We start from the raw sequence: 19,942 nt of genomic DNA on the forward strand, positions 1-19,942 counted from the left end.
GGGACAAAGGTATAATCTTTACGTCACGTTGGAAAGAATTTTATCAAAAATTAAACTTAATAGGGGTTTATTACTGAATTACACATTTGTTTACTTAAAAGCAGTAGAAATATGTATCTAACAAGCAGGTAGTGAGTAGATTCATTTCCCCCGAAGCACCTGCGGAAAAGCCGTTCCGCCACCGGGAAACGGCCGGAAACAGGCGGGATTTCCCCCTGCTCCAGCCCTTCTTCCGGCACCGGTCCGTTTATCGAAATCGTGATTGGAAACAGTAATTTTCATAAGCACGGCCATCGGCTTTCCGACCCGGCAAGGCGGACAGCATGTCATACAGGCAACTGTACAATGCCCACCTTCTTCTTCCCGTTCATCTTGATGGTGAGCGGGCGCTCGAAACGCACCCACCGGATGAACTTGGTCTCCTCGACCGCCGGCATGGCATCGAGCACCTCCTGGTTGTACAGCCCGTCGTTCATATAGGCGTTGATGGTGAAATATCCTACGCCCAACGAGGTCAGGTTCTGGAAGAAATGGGTGCCCTGACTCGGATCGACGCGGTAGTTGGTCAGACCGGCCTCGACGATGATACGTGCCGCCGAGATGTTCGGCCATTTCACCGGAATGCCCAGCCAGGTATCACTGCTTCCCCACCGTCCGGGACCTATCAGCACGTAATGCTTCCCTTCGTCCAGGAAACGCTTGTTCCATTTTTCAATATCGTAGGCTATCAGCTGGTTGTTGGAAGCGGAATACCCCTGAGTCTTCACGTAAATGACATCGCACACATCGTCGATGATGCCATGCCCCAACGCGTTCTCGCTCTTAAGCAGCAACTCTTCCTCCGGCACCGCATGCAAGTCTTCCGCCAGATCGGCCTTCACATCCACCATCGGACGAATCTGAAGCAGGTAGAACGTACCGCTCTTGGTCTTGGCATCGAAATTGACCGCGAACTCAATCTCTACCGGCCGCCTCATCTCGCCCTGTCCGTACTTTTGGGCCAGCCGGAGAATCTGCGCCAGCGGAAAGACATCATGCTGCAAGATGTTGGCAAAAGTGATGAGTTTGCGTCCCCCCGGATAGATACCGTCGCGGATGACCATGTCGTAAGGGTCGTAAGTAGAGGCCAGATAATCCAGTGCCCCGTCGGCCTCGGCATCCTTGACGGAAAGTTTCAACAGGTTGAAACCGTCGTCCAGGGAAAACTTCTGCCCCATATTCTTCAGGTCGAGGGCATAGAAACGGGTCTGCGTCTCGCGCAAGGCAATCTCCATCTCGCTGGTCTGCAGGACCTGCGTAGGATGATACGGACAGACACGCAGGGTGACACCGCCGTCGACGATGTATTTCCCCAGTCCCAGGGCCAGGCTGACAATGCCTTCCTCGGCCAGTTCATCGTTGATCGGGTAATAATTGATGGAACGGGCCACTCCCGAAATGGACGGGTAATACCGGTCGCCATACTGTGTACCCACCACTTCCTGCAGGATGACCGCCATCTTCTCTTCATCGATGACATTGCTGGTGGCCTGCATGTAAGCCTTGCTGTCCTTATAGAATACGGAAGCATAGACCGCCTTGATGGCATCGCTCAGCATGCGGAGCATTTCGTACTTGTCTTCCAGGTATGGAATCATATAGGTGGAATATACGCCTGCAAACGGCTGGTAGTGCGAATCCTCCAGCAGGCTGGACGAGCGGATGGCAATGGGTGTCTTGACCACCTCGAAGAAGGTGAAGAAATCCTCCACCAGGCGGTCGGGCAGCTTGGCACGCAGGAAGGCATGCAGGATGGTATCGTCGTCCACATCGCTCAAGGCCAACTGATACAGCTGGTTCGTTTCCATGAATTCATCGAAGATATCGGTACAGAGCACCACCGTCTTGGGAATCACCACCGACGCGTTCTCGAACTCGTCGAATTCCAGGTGACGTTTCAGCAGGTTATCGATAAAGGCCAGACCACGCCCCTTGCCCCCCAACGAGCCGTCGCCGATGCGGGCAAAATTGGAATAGCGGTCGAACCGGTCGCGCTTGAACTCGGCCACCACGCCCTGGTTCTTCTGCTTCCGGTAGCGGACAATCGCCTCGAAAATAATCTGCCGGTGGGCATCCAGGTCCTGCAACGACTCCCAGGTAACCTGCTTCAGGAACTCGGCCACCGGGAAAATGGCCCGTGAATACAGCCAGCGGGAAACGTGGTTACGCCCGATATGATACAGGAAAGAATCGGCCGGAATGGTAAAGACGGCATTCTGCAAATCCTTCAGGTTATGGATATGCGCCACCTCTGCTTTCGTCACCGGGTCGCGGAACACGAAATCGCCGAATCCGAAATGCTCGGAGATGGCCTCGCGCAGGTCGATATTCATCTTCTTGGAGTTCTTATCGACAAACTGGGCCCGGCATTCCACGGCATATTTCCGGTTTTCCGGCTCGGACGATTGCAGAATGAGCGGCAGGAAGGGATTCATGGAACGGATTTCTTTCAGCAGCCGGATACCGGCATACGGGTCGACCACCCCTTCGCGCGGGAAACGGGCATCCGAAATCACCCCCAATACATTGTTGGCATACTTCATATACAACTCCTTGGCCTCCTCGTACGAACGGGCCAACACGATTTTGGGACGTCCGCGCATACGCAGCGTACGCTGATGCTCGTTCAAAGCCTCCGTAGCAAACTCCTGGCTCTGCTTCAGCACGAACTTATACAGGTTCGGCAATACGGAGGAATAGAAACGGATGGAATCTTCTACCAGCAGAATCATCTGGACACCCACTTCCTTGATGTCGTGTTCCAGGTTCATCTTGTCCTCTATCAGTTTGATAATGGATACCAGCAGGTCCGTATTTCCCAGCCAGCAGAACACATATTCAAAAATACTCAGGTCTTCGTGCTCCATGCGCTTGCGGATGCCGTGCGAGAACGGGGTGAGGACCACCAGCGGCAGGTTGGCATATTTCTGCTTGATTTCGCGGGCAATGTCGAAAGTATCGCTGTTGTCGGAGCCCGGCATACAGATGACCAGGTCGAACCCCGTATTGTTCAGCTGCCTCCAGGCCTCCTCGCGGGTGACCACCTGTGTGAAACGCGGAGGATAACGCAGGTTCAGGTTCATGTATTCGTTGAAAATCTTCTCCTCAATCCGGCCGTCGTCCTCCAGCATGAAAGCATCGTAGGGGTTGGCCACCAGCAGGACATTGAAAATCCGGCGGGTCATCAGATTGGCAAACTGGGTATCTTTAAAATACAGTTGATTCAGTTTCAGATGGTTTATCATAGTCTTCTGATTTTAATCGTGGAAACAAAAATCGGAAATTCCGGCGAGTTATGCAACTACAATCCGCAAAATCCATCCGCCCCTTCCCATGAAAAAAAGCCGCAAACTTAACTTTTTATCATTCGATAGTGCTTTTTCACAGAAAAACACTTGCACGTTTCAAATAAAAAACTAACTTTGCAGTACCTAACAATTACAAATTGTCACACCTTAAACTAATCTTTTATGGATATCAACAGACTTATGTCATCCTTGGAAGCCAAGCATCCGGGTGAATCAGAATACCTGCAGGCGGTAAGAGAAGTATTACTTTCTATCGAAGAAGTCTACAACCAGCATCCTGAATTCGAAAAAGTATCCTTGATAGAACGATTGGTAGAGCCCGACCGTGTCATCACGTTCCGGGTTCCCTGGGTAGATGACAAAGGTAAGGTACAGGTCAACCTGGGTTACCGTGTCCAGTTCAACAATGCCATCGGCCCGTACAAGGGAGGTATCCGTTTCCACGCTTCCGTGAATCTCTCCATCCTGAAATTCCTGGGATTCGAACAGACCTTCAAGAATGCCCTGACCACGCTCCCGATGGGTGGCGGTAAAGGCGGTTCCGATTTCTCCCCCCGCGGAAAGAGCGAGGCCGAAATCATGCGGTTCTGCCAGGCCTTCATGCTGGAACTGTGGCGCCACGTAGGTCCGAACATGGATGTACCGGCCGGTGACATCGGCGTAGGCGGACGCGAAGTAGGCTACATGTTCGGCATGTACAAGAAACTGACCCATGAATTCACCGGAACCTTTACCGGAAAAGGACTGGAATACGGAGGTTCACTCATCCGTCCGGAAGCTACCGGTTTCGGAGGACTCTACTTCGTGAAACACATGCTCGACAAGAAGGGCATCGACATCAAAGGAAAGACCGTGGCCATCTCCGGATTCGGCAACGTAGCCTGGGGAGCTGCCACCAAAGCCACCCAACTGGGCGCCAAGGTAGTGACCATATCCGGACCTGACGGCTATGTATACGACCCGGCTGGCATCAGCGGCGAAAAGATAGACTACATGCTGGAACTGCGGGCTTCCGGAAACGACATCGTGGCTCCGTATGCCGAGAAATTCCCCGAAGCTACCTTCGTACCGGGACGCCGTCCGTGGGAGGTAAAGGTGGATATCGCGCTTCCTTGCGCCACCCAGAATGAATTAAATGGCGAAGACGCTTGTAATCTGATAAAAAATTCCGTTCTTTGTGTCGGAGAAATCTCGAACATGGGATGTACCCCCGAAGCCATTGACGCCTTCATCGAAAACAGAGTGATGTATGCACCGGGCAAGGCAGTCAACGCAGGCGGTGTAGCGACCTCCGGACTTGAAATGACCCAGAATGCCATGCACATCAGCTGGAGCGCACAGGAAGTGGACGACAAGCTGCACCAGATTATGCATGACATCCACGAACAATGTGTGAAATACGGCACCGAAAAAGACGGTTACATCAACTATGTAAAAGGCGCGAACATCGCCGGTTTCATGAAAGTGGCCCATGCCATGATGGCACAGGGAATCGTATAAAAGACTTATGTAACAAGAAAAAATATCTCGTTTAGTTGTATTTGTATTTTGTATTGTAGCTTGCGCTGCTCTGCCTGTGAAGGCAGGGCAGCGATTTTTATATCAAGCCGGACATAACACCTAGGAATACTCAGACCGCTTTACCTTCGACAGGGGAGAAACACAATTCATGAACGGCATCTTTTTTCATCCAGAAAAAACCTTCTTCCCGGGAAATTTGCAAGGAGCCTGCGTTCTATATAATAAAATTGCACTTATGAAAAGATTCAGTATCCTGTCTATCACTCTGTTACTGCTATCCCTGACACCCGGATGCAAAGAAGAAACAGCTATAGAGAACGCACCCTACGTCCACATTTCCGGAAACAACATCAGCGCCTTCCATGAAACCACACCTGTACGTGCCAGTACCGATGAAACATTTCCTGCCTCCAGTATCATTTCCTTTTACAGTGAAGGAGCATTAAGCGCGTCCGGAATCCCACTAACCTGGACCGGTCAGCACTGGGAAAGCAAGGAGCCGCTTGTGTGGACGAATGCTTCCCCCTCCGCCGAAATCAAGGCGTATTACCCCGCCGATGTCTTCGAGTCTCAAAAACTCTACAATGACGCAGGAGAATTAGCCGACATCCTGTTTGCCTCACAGAGCAGCCAGTCCGGTAACATCAACCTGACTTTCGGACATCTCTTTTCTAAAATCACGTTCCGTATCGCCCACTCCTTCAACCATCGCATACAAAAGCTTACCATCACCCCCTCTCATCTCGTTTCATTCATCCATGCAATGGAAGCATCTGTAACGGCAGAAGAAAACACCGGGAACCTGAGTCTGACCCGAGAAGTAAATCCGGAAGGAATCTATTCATTGATTGTCCCTTCCGGAATTCCATTGTCCTTATCGCTGAAGATTACCTGTTCAGGGAAAGAATATGTATATGAACTTCCGGAACAGGTATACACACCGGGGGTAGCATACCTCCACCCCATAAACAGCCGGCAACCCGGCGTGGGAATCGACAGCGTAGAAGACTACATCGCTTTTACCCATCTGATCAACGGTTACGAATACGAGGGACGTTCGTTGGAAGAATTCGGTGAAACCATAGATGGAGAAACCATCTATTATCTGCTCAAAGACCTGACATTCACCGAAGAGACTTCCGAGGAAGTCATGGAAATCGGTTGGAAAGACTACTATAAAAATTCTCCTTTCAACGATACCTTCGAGGGAAACTACCATGTTATAAAAGGACTGAATCTTACCGGAAAATCCGGTCAAGCGTATTTTGCCATATTCGGATATATCGGTAAAAAGGGAAAAGTCAGCAACCTGGTTATCGAGGATTTATTCATCCATATCACCGATTCAGAATCAATCCGGATAGGAGGGATAGCCGGTTACAACAGTGGAGTCATCGACAATTGCCTGCTCCACAATTTCACCACCCACTCGGAAAGTTCATACGAAGACATGAATGCAGGAGGAATTTGCTTTATAAACTTTGGAACAATCCAGAATTGTACCGCAACCTCCATCACCATATCAGGGAATTATATAGGAACCGGTGGAATCACCTATAAAAACCAAAGTGAAATAACGAACTGCCACATATCTTCCTTAAAAAGCACCAACCGCAAAAAATGCGCTGCCATCAGTTACGTAGTGGATACCGACTGTAGGCTGACAAATGTGCTATGCTCCAAAATATCCGGTAATGTCATCCATACATACGGCAGCCCATACATTGCCGAGCATTGCTACTATCCTTCAAGCATAAATTTGTCATTTGACAACGATTATTCCAAAGAATTCATTCCTTACCAGGAAGAGAACTATCAATGCACAGACGGTACAGCAATAGAAACAGTGTTGAACCAATGGATTTTATCGAACGGACAAGCGCTGCAACCCTGGATACGAACCACAGACCAGACTGTCACATTAAATACATACGGTTATTGAACTATTTTTCTGAAATAAACATACAGACTCCATAATTTATTGTATTTTTGCCCCCAAAATGGACAAAATTTATGGATAAGAACAAGAAACTGGTAATAATCATTGCTGTTTTGGTGGTTGTGATTGCGGTTGTAGGCTTCCTGGCTTTCAACGAGTCACGCAAAAACAAAGAAATGAGTGAACTGTTTGCTGTAGAAAAACAGGAAATGGAAAATGAATACAGTACTTTCGCTACCCAGTACGATGAACTGCAGGTGCAGATCAACAACGATTCGTTGAAAGAAAAACTGGAAAGCGAAAAGCTGAAGACCCAACGCCTGCTGGAAGAACTGCGTCAGGTAAAGACTACAAACGCGGCCGAAATCATGCGTTTGAAGAAAGAGCTGCGTACGGTACGTGCCGTATTGAGAAGCTATGTAATGCAAATTGACTCACTGAACAAAATCAATGAAGCACTGACCAAAGAAAACGTGGAAGTGAAGAACAAATATTCGCAAGCCACCGCACAGATCAGCAACCTTTCTGCCGAAAAGAAAAGCCTGAATGAAAAGGTGACCTTAGCCGCTCAGCTGGATGCGACCAACATTTCTGTGCTTCCGACCAACAAACGAGGCAAAAAGGCTAAAAAAGTGAAAGATGTCAAAAAACTGGCTATTTCATTCACCATCGTGAAGAACATTACCGCCACGACAGGGAATAAGACAATCTATGTCCGCATTGCCAAACCGGACAACGAAATCCTGACGAAGAGCAGTGCCAACACCTTTGCCTACGAAGACCGCAACATCGGCTACTCCATCAAGAAATACATCGAATATACCGGTGAGGAACAACAAGTTACCGTATATTGGGATGTAGAAGAATTCCTACCTGCCGGAACCTACCACGTATACTTGTTCGCTGATGGAAATATGATTGGACAAAATGCTTTCTCTTTACAATAAAAATTGTCTCCAAAGAATACAGCCCGCCACACCGACGGGCTGTTTCTGTTTTCAAAACCTATAAAAACCTAAACCCCAGATTATCCTTCGACGATATTCCATTTTTTATATTATCTTTGCCGCTGGAAAACAAACAACCAACTTATGCTGAAAAAATTTTCTTACTGGACTGCTAGCCTGCTCTTTTTATGGGGAACGTTACTGACCTCGTGCTTTCAGGACCGATCAGTAGAATATTATGCACTGATTCAACCCAAGACCTGGATGTATGAAGTGATGCAACAATATTACCTTTTCTACGAAGATCTGCCCAGTGAAGAAGACCTGAACTTTTTCAATAAGCCACAGGATTTCCTGAAATCTGTTGTATCCTCGCAAGACCAGAAAAACGGAGTAACTTTCTCACACGTGGATTCTGTCTTCACCACCTCACGCGCGACGAGTGAAACTCCTACGTTCGGTATCGAAGGAGCGATGGTCCAGGTTCCTTCGGGAGCGTATGCCATCCGCGTACTTTATATCCAACCGGATTCCCCTGCCGAAGAAGCCGGCATCCATCGGGGCGACTGGATTATCTCGGCCGACAACAAGAAAATGAAATCGACCGATTACACCAAATACATCTCCAATCCGACCCAGGCCTATACCTTTACATTGGGGAATTATAACGGTGAAGAATTCGATACCATTCCGCAGACAGTACAGATGCCTGCACCACGCTACATCGAGGAACATAACCTGCTTTCACAAAAGATGCTCGAAATCGGAGGGAAAAAAGTGGCTTACCTGCTGTATAACGAATTCGGCGACCAGGATGAAGAAGCCCTTAACCAATGGTTTACCGACATAGCCTCGGCCAATCCGTCGGACATCATTCTTGACTTGCGCTACAACCCGGGCGGCTACTTGAACATGGCTCAAAAACTGGGCTCGATGCTGGCTCCACAAAGTGCACAGGGACAGCCCTTCGTGAAAATGACCTATAACGACAAGTTGAACCAGGAGGAAGTACTGAAGGTAGACCCTGCACTCATTCCCGGTGGAACTGCCTTGAATTACACCAACCTGTATATTTTAACGACTTCGAACACCGCATCCGCTTCGGAAGTCATCATCAACTGCCTGAAACCGTATCTGAAAGAACGGCTGATACAGGTAGGAACCGCCACATTCGGAAAGAACATCGGGCAACAGCTTTTCACCGATGAGCAGGCTCCGCAACTGGAATTCTGGCTGACGACCATCTACCTGAGCAATTCGGAAGGATTCAAGGACTATTTCGACAACGGACTGACACCCGACTATGAACAGGCCGAAGACATGTCCGGCACCCTGGGAGAATTCGCATCTGCCGAAGACGCGCTGATACAGCCCGTATTCACCCATATCCAGACAGGAAGCTTCCCGGTATTGCCGGAAGAAGGAGAAGAAACCCTGCAGAAATCGCGTGGAAACTCAGGCAAAAACATACGCATCCTTTACAACTCCATTGCGTCAAAGCCCCATACAGCAAAAAAATAAGTTGCATTGACAATCTTTTTCAACAATTTACTTGGCTTATTTGTTACAAAGTCATACATTTGCATTGTTGCATAAGCAACCAAACAAATAAGTCTGAATTGGTAATGAAAAGATTTTTAAGTATTATCTTATTGACTGGGCTGACTCTGGGAGTACACGCCCAGCGGGTTCTGACCCTGGACAGTTGCCGAGTACTGGCCCTTGAAAACAACAAGGAGCTACGTATCGCCCAAGAAAAAATAAATGCTGCCCACTACCAAAAGAAGGCCGCATTTACGAACTATCTGCCCAAAATCGACGTGACCGGTACTTACATGCGTACCCAGAAAGAGATTTCCCTGCTCAGTGACGAACAGAAACAGACCATCGGGAATATAGGTACCACCGCCAGCAATCAGATTCAGCAGGCCTTCCAGCAAATCGCAGCGACCAATCCAGGACTGGCTGCCTCCCTGCAACCGATAGCCGGTCTTCTCGGCCAGGTAGCCCCCAGTTTCGAAGGGGCACTGAACGCTATGGGACAAAGCGTGGTAGACGCCTTCCGGACCGATACACGGAACATGTATGCCGGTGCGGCTACACTGACCCAACCCCTCTACATGGGAGGCAAAATCATGGCCTACAACAAGATTACCCGCTATGCCGAACAACTGGCCGAATCACAGCACGCTACCGAAACCCAGAACCTCATCCTGAATACCGACCAGGCATACTGGCAGGTCGTATCACTGACCAACAAGAAGAAACTGGCGGAAAGCTACCTGTCGCTCGTACAGAAACTGGATGCCGATGTAGACAAGATGATTCAGGAAGGCGTAGCCACCCGTGCCGACGGACTCAGCGTAAAAGTCAAGGTGAACGAGGCCGAAATGACACTCACCCAGGTAGAGAACGGGTTGAGCTTGTCGAAAATGCTGCTCTGCCAGCTTTGTGGCCTCCCATTGGAGAGCGACATCCAGCTGACCGATGAAAACATGGATAACCTGACGCTTCCTTCCACCTATACCGAAAGTAATGTCAACACCGCGTTGGCCAACCGGGAAGAACTGAAGAGTCTGGAACTGGCCCAGAAAATATACCAACAGAAGGTCAATGTAGTACGTTCGGAATTCCTGCCGACCGTTGCCTTCACGGCCAACTACCTCGTCACCAACCCTTCTCTTTACAACGGGTTCGAAAACAAATTCCGGGGAATGTGGGCCGCTGGAATCATGGTGAAGATTCCGGTCTTCCATTGGGGCGAAGGCCTTTACAAGGTAAAAGCCGCCAAGGCAGAAGCGAACATCGCCCGCTACCAACTGGAAGACGTTAAGGAAAAGGTGGAACTGCAAGTGACCCAAAGCTCCTACAAAGTGAACGAAGCGACCAAGAAACTGGCCATGGCCCAGAAGAACATGGAAAAGGCAGACGAGAACCTGCGCTATGCCAACCTGGGATTCAAGGAAGGAGTCATTCCTACCAGCAACGTACTGGAAGCACAAACCGCCTGGCTATCGGCTCAATCCGGAAAAATAGACGCCCAGATAGACCTGAAAATGAGTGAAATCTACTTAAACAAATCAATGGGAACATTAAAATAACAACAGATATGGCTGAAAAATCTCAACGCAACAACATTCTGCTGGCATTCTTTACCCTGCTTGCAGTAATCGTTATCGTAAGTGTAATCGGATTCTTTACCCTGGGGAAAGGTCCGGAAATCATCCAAGGGCAAGCAGAAGCCACCGAATACCGGGTTTCCAGCAAAGTGCCCGGACGTATCCTGAAATATTTTGTGAGTGAAGGCGACCCGGTAAAAGCCGGCGATACCCTTGCCATACTCGAAGCACCGGACGTAATGGCCAAGCTGACTCAGGCACAGGCCGCCGAACAAGCCGCACAAGCCATGAACGAAAAAGCCCTGCGCGGTACCCGTTCCGAACAGCTTCAGGCAGCCTATGAAATGTGGCAGAAAGCCAAAGCCGGACTGGAAATAGCCGAAAAATCGTACAACCGTGTTAACCGTCTGTACGAAGAAGGGGTCATGTCTGCCCAGAAACGCGACGAAGCCAAAGCCCAATACGAAGCCATGAAAGCCACTGAACGGGCAGCCAACGCACAATATACCATGGCCAAGAACGGTGCCCAAAAGGAAGACAAGGAAATGGCCGCCGCCCAGGTAGAACGTGCCAAAGGCGCGGTAGCGGAAGTTTCTTCCTACATCAACGAGACCTACCTGATTGCCTCGGCCGACGGTGAAGTGAGTGAAATCTTCCCGAAGGTAGGCGAACTGGTCGGAACCGGAGCTCCCATCATGAACATCGCCCAACTGAATGACATGTGGGTGAGCTTCAACGTACGCGAGGACCTACTGAAAGACTTCACGGTAGGCGGAGAAATCAAGGCAGACATCCCTGCCCTCGAAACGACCGGTACCTTCAAAGTTACCTACATGAAGGATTTGGGAACCTACGCAGCCTGGAAAGCCACCAAGACTACGGGTCAATATGACTTGAAAACATTCGAAGTAAAAGCAAAGCCCGTACAGCCCATCGCCAACCTGCGCCCGGGCATGTCAGTCATCATCGAAAAATAAACCGGTTGAACCATGTCAATATCTGTCCTTAACAGTCTGTTGCAGATAGCCAGACGGGAAGTATTCCGTATAGCGGTAAAACCCATGTACCTGTTCTGCATGGTGATAGCACCGGTATTCTGTTACCTGTTCTTCACCACGCTGATGGGGAACGGACTTCCTACGGACCTTCCTGCAGGAATAGTGGACCTTGACAACACTTCAACGACACGGAACATTATCCGCAACCTGGATGCTTTCCAACAGACCAAAATCATAGCGCAATACAGCAGCGTAAGCGAAGCGCGCGAAGCCATGCAGCGGGGCGAGATCTATTCCTTCTACTATATACCGGAAGGAACCACCGAAGAAGCCCTGGCCAGCCGCCAGCCCAAAGTTTCGTTTTACGTCAATTACTCGTACCTGATAGCCGGGTCGTTACTCTACCGCGACCAGCGTACCATGTCCGAGCTGGCCGCAGGTGCCATCGGCAGGGCGAACCTCTATGCCCGGGGAGCTACGGAAGACCAGGCCATGGGATTCCTGCAACCCATCGTCATCGATACCCATGCCTTGAACAACCCGTGGCTGAACTATTCGGTATACCTGTGTAATACCTTATTCCCGGGTATCCTGATGCTGCTGATCTTCCTGACCACCTGCTACTCCATCGGAACGGAAATCAAAGAAAATACCGCCAAGGACCTGCTGTCGATGGCCGACGGCTCCATCGTAACCGCGCTGGTAGGAAAACTGCTGCCGCAGACGGTCGTGTTCTTCATCATGGCGACCTTCCACAACGTCTACCTGTACGGATTCATGCATTTCCCGTGCAACAGCGGCATCTTCCCGATGATACTGGCGGGACTGCTCCTGGTACTTGCCTCGCAGGCATTCGGGGTTTTCCTGTTCGGACTGTTCGGAAGCATGCGGTTATCCATGAGTGCCGCTTCCTTGTGGGGAGTGATTTCATTCTCCATTTCCGGATTCACTTTCCCGGTAATGGCCATGCATCCTACCCTTCAGGCACTGAGCAACCTGTTCCCGCTCCGACACTATTTCCTCTTGTATGTCAATCAGGCACTCAACGGCTATCCCATCGTCTATGCATGGCATTCCGTTGTGGCCCTGCTGCTTTTCATGCTGCTCCCCTTCTTCGTCCTGAAGAAACTCCGGACAGCCATGACAAGCTATGTCTATTTACCGTAAACCGATATACGCATGAAAGAAAAGTCATTCAAAACGATTATCAATCAGGGTCTGGCCGGTCTTTTCCACATCTGCGCACATGAACTGAAGAACGTATTCAAGGACCAGGGGGTACTGATATTCTTTATCCTGGTTCCCCTGCTCTACCCCTTGCTTTATGCTTTCATCTATACCGATGAAGTGGTACGCGAAGTTCCTGCAGCCGTAGTAGACCACAGCAAATCATCCATCAGCCGTAAATACCTCCGGTTGATAGATGCCACCCCCGATGTACATATCCAGTCCTATTGTGCCGACATGGAAGAAGCCAAAGAACTGGTGAAGGAAGGAAGAGTATACGGTATCATCTACATTCCGGAGGATTTCAGCAAGGAACTGGCTGCCGGAAAACAGGCACACGTCAGCCTGTTCTGCGACATGAGCGGTATGCTCTACTACAAGGCCTTGCTGATGTCGGCCACCAATGCCTCCCTGGAAATCAACAGGCAAATCAAGATTGTACGGTTAGGAAACACCACCGAAAGACAAGATGAAATCAGTACGGCCCCCATCACTTACGAGCCTGTCTCCCTGTTCAACCCACAGGATGGATTCGCCAGCTTCCTGATACCTGCCGTGCTGATACTGATTATCCAGCAGACCCTGCTTCTGGGTATCGGCATGGCCGCAGGTACCGCCCGCGAAAAGAACCGGTACGCCGACCTGATACCGGCAAGCCGCCACTACCAGGGCACCCTGCGCATCGTATTGGGAAAATCACTCGCCTACCTCCTGATATACGCCATCATCTCGGCTTATATACTCTGTGCGGTACCGAAGATGTTCAGCCTGGTACAGATTGCTCAGGCAGGTACGTTGCTGGCATTCGTCCTCCCATACCTGCTGGCCTGCATCTTCTTCTCGATGACCTGCTCCATCTTCATCCATCACCGGGAATCGTGCATGATGATTTATGTGTTCACTTCGCTTCCGCTGCTGTTCATTTCCGGCATTTCGTGGCCGGGAGCAAGCATACCGGCCTTCTGGAAAGTCTTTTCCTGGATTTTCCCCTCTACGTTCGGTATCAACGGGTTCGTGCGTATCAACAACATGGGAGCTACCCTGTGGGATGTACAGACGGAATACCATGCCTTATGGCTACAGGCCGGTATCTATTTTGTCACGACCTGTCTGGTATACCGGTATCAGATTCTCCTGAGCCACAGACATGCCATCGATAAACTCAAGCAACTGAAACAGAAAAGACTTCTGTTCAAGAAAACAGAGAAAGCCTGATTCGATTTACCTTTATTAACAGTCCGGAAGAATCGAATCAGCCGGAATACTCGTAGTTTTGCAGACTATAACGAACTTTGTAAAACTACGGGTATTTTTATGACATTCAATTTGAAATACATCCTCAGTATACTAGGATTCATCTGCTGCATCTGCTTACAGCTTACAGCGGCCCTTCCTTTTCCCCAGCAACCGGAATCGGCTCCGAAAAAACATTTCAAGATTACAGTCCAGAACTCAGGCAAACAGCCGCAGAAAGGAATGATTCTGCGTATTTGGGGCGAACAGGACGAGTTTACCAGCAATGAACAGGGAGTATTCGACTTCGAAGCCGAATGTCCGGAAGAGAGCAGCCGTTCCGCTTCCCTTTATTTCCCGGAAAATCCTTCAAGGTCTGCCTATACCTTCCAGCTTCAGACCATTACTTCGGATACGATTCTGGTAGTAGACGGCGAGCAAGACATTCTTTCATTCCGACAAAGCAACACACTGTTCCCCATACAAGGAATCGTCAAGGACCAATCGGGAAATCCTTTGGCCAAGGCACAAATCAGCATACAAGGCACCGGACGCAGGACCCAGACCAACGCTTCCGGAAATTTCACCATCCAGGCCGATTACAACCATCCCATTGTTATTCGTGCCAACGGAATGAAGAACCAAACACTCAATATCCAATATTTTCTGACTAATCCTGAAATTGAGAAAGCCATTTACATGCAGCCTCAAAATACCTATCAGGTCTATACAACGGTAGAGAAGATGCCGGAATTTCCAGGAGGCATGAAAGCCTTCCAGCAATACGTCCGGAAAAATCTTCCGCAACAGAATCAAGTGAAGGAGAAAGGAGTCGTCATCATCCAGTTCATCGTCGAAAAAGACGGAAGCATCTCCAGCCCGACCATCGCCCGCGGCTTCAAGGCCGAATTAGATACGCTCTCACTGAATCTGGTCAGCAACATGCCGAAATGGATTCCGGGCGAAGCAGACAACGGCAACAAAGTACGCTGCAAATATTCGGTTCCCATCCAGTTCAAGCCGAAGGAACCTGAAGCCCCCAAGAAAGTGGCCCCCAAAAAACCGGTAGCCCAACCGGTGAAGCCGGTACAGGACTCACTGGCACAAGATACCCTGGTTTCCTCCAAGCCACAAGAGGCTATCAAGCCGATGCCGGCAGACAGCCTGAAAACCCTTTCACCGACAGAAGCGGAAACCGTAAAGCCCGTAACTTCCACCGACAGCATACCGGGTACTGTTCCGGAACAGGAGCTAATTCCCGCTCCCGGAGACAGCCTGACACATCCTGTCCTGCCACCCGGAAAGGAGTCTCCGGCAGATACCCGGCAAACACAGGGGAACGACACGATACCGCCGGTGAAAAAGGTTTCAGAATAGCCTCTTTTTTCTTACCTTTGCAGGACATGAAAAACTAACCAATTAAAACAAGATAGAATCAATGAAAAGCTTATTTGCACTTCTGACATTGCTCTTCCTCAGTCTGGGGATACAGGCACAAAAAGTCACGCTGCAAGACGTCGCCCAAGGAACCTACCGGGCACAGAACATCTACGGACTGAAGCCGATGCTGGACGGGGAACACTACACCCAAATCAGCAGCGACCACAAACGCATCGTCAAATACTCTTTCAAGACCGGAAAAGAAGTAGAGGCTATTTTCGACGTAACGAAAGCCCGCGACTGTAACTTCAAGACATTCGATGACTACATCCTGTCGCCGGATGAGAAACTCATCCTGATTCAGACCGAGACCAAACCGATTTACCGCCATTCGTTTACAGCCGTATACTACATCTATAACGTCAAGAACAATACGCTGGAACCGCTGTCGAACAACGGACCGCAACAGGTACCTCTGTTCTCGCCGGACGGCAACCAGATTGCCTTCGTACGCAACAACAACATCTTCCTGGTAAAGCTGCTGTTCGGAAACAGCGAATCGCAGGTAACCAAAGACGGTGAATACAACAAAGTACTCAACGGTATTCCGGACTGGGTATACGAAGAAGAGTTCAGCTTCAACCGCGCCTTCGACTTCAGTGCGGACAGCAAGATGATAGCCTACATCCGTTTTGACGAAAGTCAGGTACCGATGTTCTCTTTCCCCTGGTACAAAGGCATGGCACCAGCCAAGGAAGACTATGCGACCTATCCGGGAAAATACGAATACAAATACCCCAAGGCCGGTGAGACCAATTCGACCGTAACGGTACATACTTACGACATCAAGAGCCATGTAACCCGCCAGATGGACCTTCCCCTCGACAAGGACGGCTACATTCCGCGCATCAAGTTTACTTCCGACCCGGAGAAACTGGCCATCATGACCCTGAACCGTCATCAGAACCGCTTTGACCTGTATCTGGCCAATCCGCGCAGCGCCACCTGTAAGGTAGCAATCCGTGACGAGGCCGAACAGTACATCAAGGAACAGGAATACGGAAGCATTGCCTTCTACCCGAACCACATCGTACTGATGAGCGAGCGCGACGGCTACAACCACCTGTACCTGTATACCATCGCCGGTAACCTGGTGCGCCAGATTACCAAAGGAAATTTCGAAGTGACCGATTTCCTGGGTTACGACGAAGCAAACGGTACCACCTATTATGCCAGCAACGAAGGCAGTCCCCTGCGTACCGCCATCTACAAGATAGACAGCAAAGGCAAGAAAACGAAACTGTCTACCAAAGAAGGAACCAACAATGCCCTGTTCAGCAAGAACTTCGCTTACTTCATCAATACCTATTCCAGCAAAGACACTCCGACCGAAATCACGCTGAACGACAGCAAAGGCCGTGAACTGGTTACCTTGCTCGACAACAAGCAGCTGAAAAGCCAGCTTACCCACCTGAATATGCCGACCAAGGAATTCTTCACCTTCAAGACTTCACAAGGAGTGGAACTGAACGGCTGGATGATGAAACCCGCCAATTTCGACCCGAACAAGAAATACCCGGTCATCATGCACCAATACAGTGGCCCGGGCTCACAGCAGGTACTGGACAAATGGGGAATCGGAAGCTTCGGCGACGGAGGTATGTTCGAAGCCTACATGTGCGACAAGGGCTACATCATGGTTTGTGTAGACGGACGCGGTACCGGCGGTCGTGGAGCAGCCTTCGAGAAATGTACGTACCTCTTCCTTGGAGTGAAAGAATCGGAAGACCAGGTAGAAACAGCCCGTTACCTGGGTACGCTGCCCTACGTTGACGGCTCACGTATCGGCATCTGGGGATGGAGCTTCGGAGGATACAATACGCTGATGTCCATGAGCGACGGCTCCGGTGCCTTCAAGGCCGGTGTAGCCATTGCCGCCCCATCCGACTGGCGTTTCTACGATACGGTCTATACCGAACGCTTCATGCGTACTCCGAAAGAAAACGGTGACGGCTACAACGCAGGCTCAGCCATCAGCCGCGCTTCGAAACTGCAAGGTAAACTGTTGCTTATCCACGGAACTGCCGACGACAATGTACATTATCAGAACGCGGCAGAATACAGCGAAGCACTGGTACAGGCCAACAAACAGTTCGACATGCAGGTATATACCAACCGGAACCATAGCATTTTCGGAGGAAATACCCGTAACCATCTGATGAACCGGGTGGCAAACTTCTTCCTCGAGAATCTTTAATATACTATTTTCTAACGGAGCTGCAGAAGGACAATCCTTCTGCAGCTCTTCCTCTATTTCAGATATACTATGGAACACATCAAGAAGCCGGAATGGCTGAAAATCAATATCGGAACCAATCCACGTTATACAGAGACCAAACGTATCGTAGACACCCATCGTCTTCACACCATCTGCAGCAGCGGACGCTGCCCGAATCTGGGAGAATGCTGGGGAAAAGGAACGGCTACGTTTCTGATAGGCGGAAACATCTGTACACGTTCCTGCAAATTCTGCAACACACCTACCGGCAAGCCGCTACCGCTGGATGCAAACGAACCCGGACAGGTGGCCGAATCCATCCGGCTCATGAAACTGAATCATGCTGTCCTTACGTCGGTAGACCGTGACGACCTGCCCGACCTGGGAGCCGGACACTGGGTACAGACCATCCAGGCCATCCGCCAACTCAATCCGGGAATTACCCTGGAGACCCTGATTCCTGACTTCCAGGGAAAAGAAGAACTTATCCGACAGGTAACCGATACACACCCCGACATCGTATCACACAACCTCGAAACCGTCCGCCGACTGACCCCACTGGTACGTAGCGTGGCCCGGTATGACACCAGCCTTCGTGTCATCCGCCTGATTGCGGACAGCGGCGTTACAGCCAAATCGGGCATCATGGTAGGACTGGGAGAAACCATCGCCGAAGTGGAAGAAACCATGGACGACCTGCTGGCAAACGGTTGCCAGATACTGACCATCGGCCAATACCTGCAACCTACCCGGAAGCATTACCCGGTGGCCGCATACATCACTCCCGAGCAGTTTGACTCCTACAAGGAAACTGCCCTACAGAAAGGTTTCCGGCTGGTAGAAAGCGGTCCGCTGGTACGTTCATCCTACTATGCCGAAAAACAAATCCGACAATTTTAAACTTTTTGATGTATAAAATTGTTACATGTGTGTATAGATAAACCCCAATGAGCACCAAACGAACATACAAAGGCCTACTGGTTTCCCTTGGACTGTTACCCTTGCTTATAACGTTGGTCGGACTTCATTTCTTTCCGGCCACTCTGATGCTTGGTATCGGTCTGGGCATCGGGATAACAGCCATCCTACTGAATATCATATACCTGAAAGATATCAACTTCTTTCTTCTTGTCGGCAGCATCAGTATCGGCCTATATTTCCTATTCCGTCTGTTTACCGGATACGAATACATTCCAGACAAGTGCAATACTCCCGTTCTGGAACTGCTCATGTTCACTTTCTGTTTCATCTATCTGACTCTTCCGGACTACTACCGGAAGTTCCACATGGCCATACATCTGCGTTCCAAACGCAACTATACCCTGGAAGCCGGTATCATTGTCGTACTTTCGGCTATCCACCTGATTATACTTGCCATCCTGCAGGAACAAAACCTGTTGGATAATCCCCGCGTATTTTTGGTAGCGGTCTATCTGGTTCCCATTCTGATTTACCTGTTCTGTATTACGGTCAATATCATCGGAATCAACATGGCTGCCCGCGAAGAGGGGTTCTACAACATCATCCGCATAGCACCGCTCTGGAACGGGAAAATCTACCTTTGTCCGCATACCGATGTCAACAACTGGAAAACAGTGTGGGATGTTCCTGTGGAAGAATGGCTGGAAGACCCGTTCCGCAACATGGAACACTACTCTACTTTGCTGGGACGGAAAATAGTCCGGAAAGGGAGCATGACTCCCCGATTCATCCTACGCTACCGCCAATCGCCCGCCACCCACAGTCTGCAAACCGTCCATCTTTACATACTCCCCCTGAAGACAGAACAAGAGCTGTCACTGAAAAAAGGACGCTTCTTTGATTTTGAAGAGTTGAGAACCGGAGAAATACTCTTGTCTGATTTCTTACAGGAAGAACTGGAACACCTGGACCTGGCAGCCTCCATGTGGAAAGAATTCTATTAAAAACATATACCCAAACACAACCTCACAC

General features: G+C 49.8%; 13 protein-coding genes. 12 read left to right on the plus strand and 1 reads right to left on the minus strand.

Annotation, left to right across the window (positions count from 1 at the left end; translation table 11 throughout):
* Nucleotides 1-326 precede the first annotated feature (326 nt).
* Nucleotides 327-3,284 (minus strand): PEP/pyruvate-binding domain-containing protein, encoded by a 2,958-nt coding sequence (locus tag C510_RS0111070; RefSeq protein ID WP_018711410.1) that lies wholly within the window; start codon nucleotides 3,282-3,284, stop codon nucleotides 327-329.
* 225 nt (nucleotides 3,285-3,509) lie between these two features.
* On the opposite strand from C510_RS0111070, the gene gdhA reads away from it, so the two are divergent.
* The 12 genes from gdhA (at nucleotide 3,510) to C510_RS0111130 (ending at nucleotide 19,914) form a co-directional block, all read left to right on the plus strand.
* Complete coding sequence (gdhA, locus tag C510_RS0111075) at nucleotides 3,510-4,847, plus strand: NADP-specific glutamate dehydrogenase (protein ID WP_018711411.1); 1,338 nt, start codon at nucleotides 3,510-3,512, stop codon at nucleotides 4,845-4,847.
* 256 nt (nucleotides 4,848-5,103) lie between these two features.
* The gene (locus C510_RS0111080) at nucleotides 5,104-6,810 is read left to right on the plus strand and encodes a fimbrillin family protein (RefSeq protein WP_169336143.1); all 1,707 of its coding nucleotides are present in this window, start codon (nucleotides 5,104-5,106) and stop codon (nucleotides 6,808-6,810) included.
* 71 nt (nucleotides 6,811-6,881) lie between these two features.
* Nucleotides 6,882-7,754, plus strand: a complete 873-nt coding sequence (locus C510_RS0111085; RefSeq protein WP_018711413.1) for a hypothetical protein — start codon at nucleotides 6,882-6,884, stop codon at nucleotides 7,752-7,754.
* A 144-nt stretch (nucleotides 7,755-7,898) separates the two neighbouring features.
* Nucleotides 7,899-9,275, plus strand: a complete 1,377-nt coding sequence (locus tag C510_RS0111090; protein ID WP_018711414.1) for a S41 family peptidase — start codon at nucleotides 7,899-7,901, stop codon at nucleotides 9,273-9,275.
* A gap of 104 nt (nucleotides 9,276-9,379) precedes the next feature.
* The gene (locus C510_RS0111095; RefSeq protein ID WP_022340803.1) at nucleotides 9,380-10,855 is read left to right on the plus strand and encodes a TolC family protein; all 1,476 of its coding nucleotides are present in this window, start codon (nucleotides 9,380-9,382) and stop codon (nucleotides 10,853-10,855) included.
* Nucleotides 10,856-10,863: 8 nt separating this feature from the next.
* Nucleotides 10,864-11,850, plus strand: a complete 987-nt coding sequence (locus C510_RS0111100; protein ID WP_018711416.1) for an HlyD family secretion protein — start codon at nucleotides 10,864-10,866, stop codon at nucleotides 11,848-11,850.
* Between the two features lie 12 nt (nucleotides 11,851-11,862).
* Nucleotides 11,863-13,038: an ABC transporter permease gene (locus tag C510_RS0111105; RefSeq protein WP_018711417.1), complete on the plus strand. Its 1,176-nt coding sequence runs from the start codon at nucleotides 11,863-11,865 to the stop codon at nucleotides 13,036-13,038.
* A gap of 12 nt (nucleotides 13,039-13,050) precedes the next feature.
* A complete protein-coding gene (locus C510_RS0111110) occupies nucleotides 13,051-14,313 on the plus strand; it encodes an ABC transporter permease (protein WP_018711418.1) in 1,263 nt (420 codons plus the stop codon).
* A gap of 99 nt (nucleotides 14,314-14,412) precedes the next feature.
* Nucleotides 14,413-15,708, plus strand: coding sequence for a carboxypeptidase regulatory-like domain-containing protein (locus C510_RS16475; RefSeq protein WP_018711419.1), 1,296 nt, complete (start codon nucleotides 14,413-14,415; stop codon nucleotides 15,706-15,708).
* A 61-nt stretch (nucleotides 15,709-15,769) separates the two neighbouring features.
* Nucleotides 15,770-17,968 (plus strand): S9 family peptidase, encoded by a 2,199-nt coding sequence (locus C510_RS0111120; RefSeq protein WP_018711420.1) that lies wholly within the window; start codon nucleotides 15,770-15,772, stop codon nucleotides 17,966-17,968.
* Nucleotides 17,969-18,037: 69 nt separating this feature from the next.
* Entirely contained in the window at nucleotides 18,038-18,889 is an 852-nt protein-coding gene (gene lipA, locus C510_RS0111125; RefSeq protein ID WP_018711421.1) for a lipoyl synthase, read from the plus strand.
* A 47-nt stretch (nucleotides 18,890-18,936) separates the two neighbouring features.
* A complete protein-coding gene (locus C510_RS0111130) occupies nucleotides 18,937-19,914 on the plus strand; it encodes a hypothetical protein (protein ID WP_018711422.1) in 978 nt (325 codons plus the stop codon).
* Nucleotides 19,915-19,942: the final 28 nt, after the last annotated feature.

The sequence above is a fragment of the Phocaeicola barnesiae DSM 18169 = JCM 13652 genome (assembly GCF_000374585.1).
Taxonomy (GTDB): Bacteria; Bacteroidota; Bacteroidia; order Bacteroidales; family Bacteroidaceae; genus Phocaeicola; species Phocaeicola barnesiae.

Excerpts from the sequence above, each read along its gene's own strand:
- C510_RS16475 (WP_018711419.1), top strand. The coding sequence starts at position 14,413 with ATGACATTCAATTTGAAATACATCCTCAGTATACTAGGATTCATCTGC.
- C510_RS0111105 (WP_018711417.1), top strand. The coding sequence starts at position 11,863 with ATGTCAATATCTGTCCTTAACAGTCTGTTGCAGATAGCCAGACGGGAA.
- lipA (WP_018711421.1), top strand. The coding sequence starts at position 18,038 with ATGGAACACATCAAGAAGCCGGAATGGCTGAAAATCAATATCGGAACC.
- C510_RS0111085 (WP_018711413.1), top strand. The coding sequence starts at position 6,882 with ATGGATAAGAACAAGAAACTGGTAATAATCATTGCTGTTTTGGTGGTT.
- gdhA (WP_018711411.1), top strand. The coding sequence starts at position 3,510 with ATGGATATCAACAGACTTATGTCATCCTTGGAAGCCAAGCATCCGGGT.
- C510_RS0111070 (WP_018711410.1), bottom strand. The coding sequence starts at position 3,284 with ATGATAAACCATCTGAAACTGAATCAACTGTATTTTAAAGATACCCAG.
- C510_RS0111080 (WP_169336143.1), top strand. The coding sequence starts at position 5,104 with ATGAAAAGATTCAGTATCCTGTCTATCACTCTGTTACTGCTATCCCTG.
- C510_RS0111095 (WP_022340803.1), top strand. The coding sequence starts at position 9,380 with ATGAAAAGATTTTTAAGTATTATCTTATTGACTGGGCTGACTCTGGGA.
- C510_RS0111090 (WP_018711414.1), top strand. The coding sequence starts at position 7,899 with ATGCTGAAAAAATTTTCTTACTGGACTGCTAGCCTGCTCTTTTTATGG.
- C510_RS0111100 (WP_018711416.1), top strand. The coding sequence starts at position 10,864 with ATGGCTGAAAAATCTCAACGCAACAACATTCTGCTGGCATTCTTTACC.
- C510_RS0111110 (WP_018711418.1), top strand. The coding sequence starts at position 13,051 with ATGAAAGAAAAGTCATTCAAAACGATTATCAATCAGGGTCTGGCCGGT.
- C510_RS0111120 (WP_018711420.1), top strand. The coding sequence starts at position 15,770 with ATGAAAAGCTTATTTGCACTTCTGACATTGCTCTTCCTCAGTCTGGGG.
- C510_RS0111130 (WP_018711422.1), top strand. The coding sequence starts at position 18,937 with ATGAGCACCAAACGAACATACAAAGGCCTACTGGTTTCCCTTGGACTG.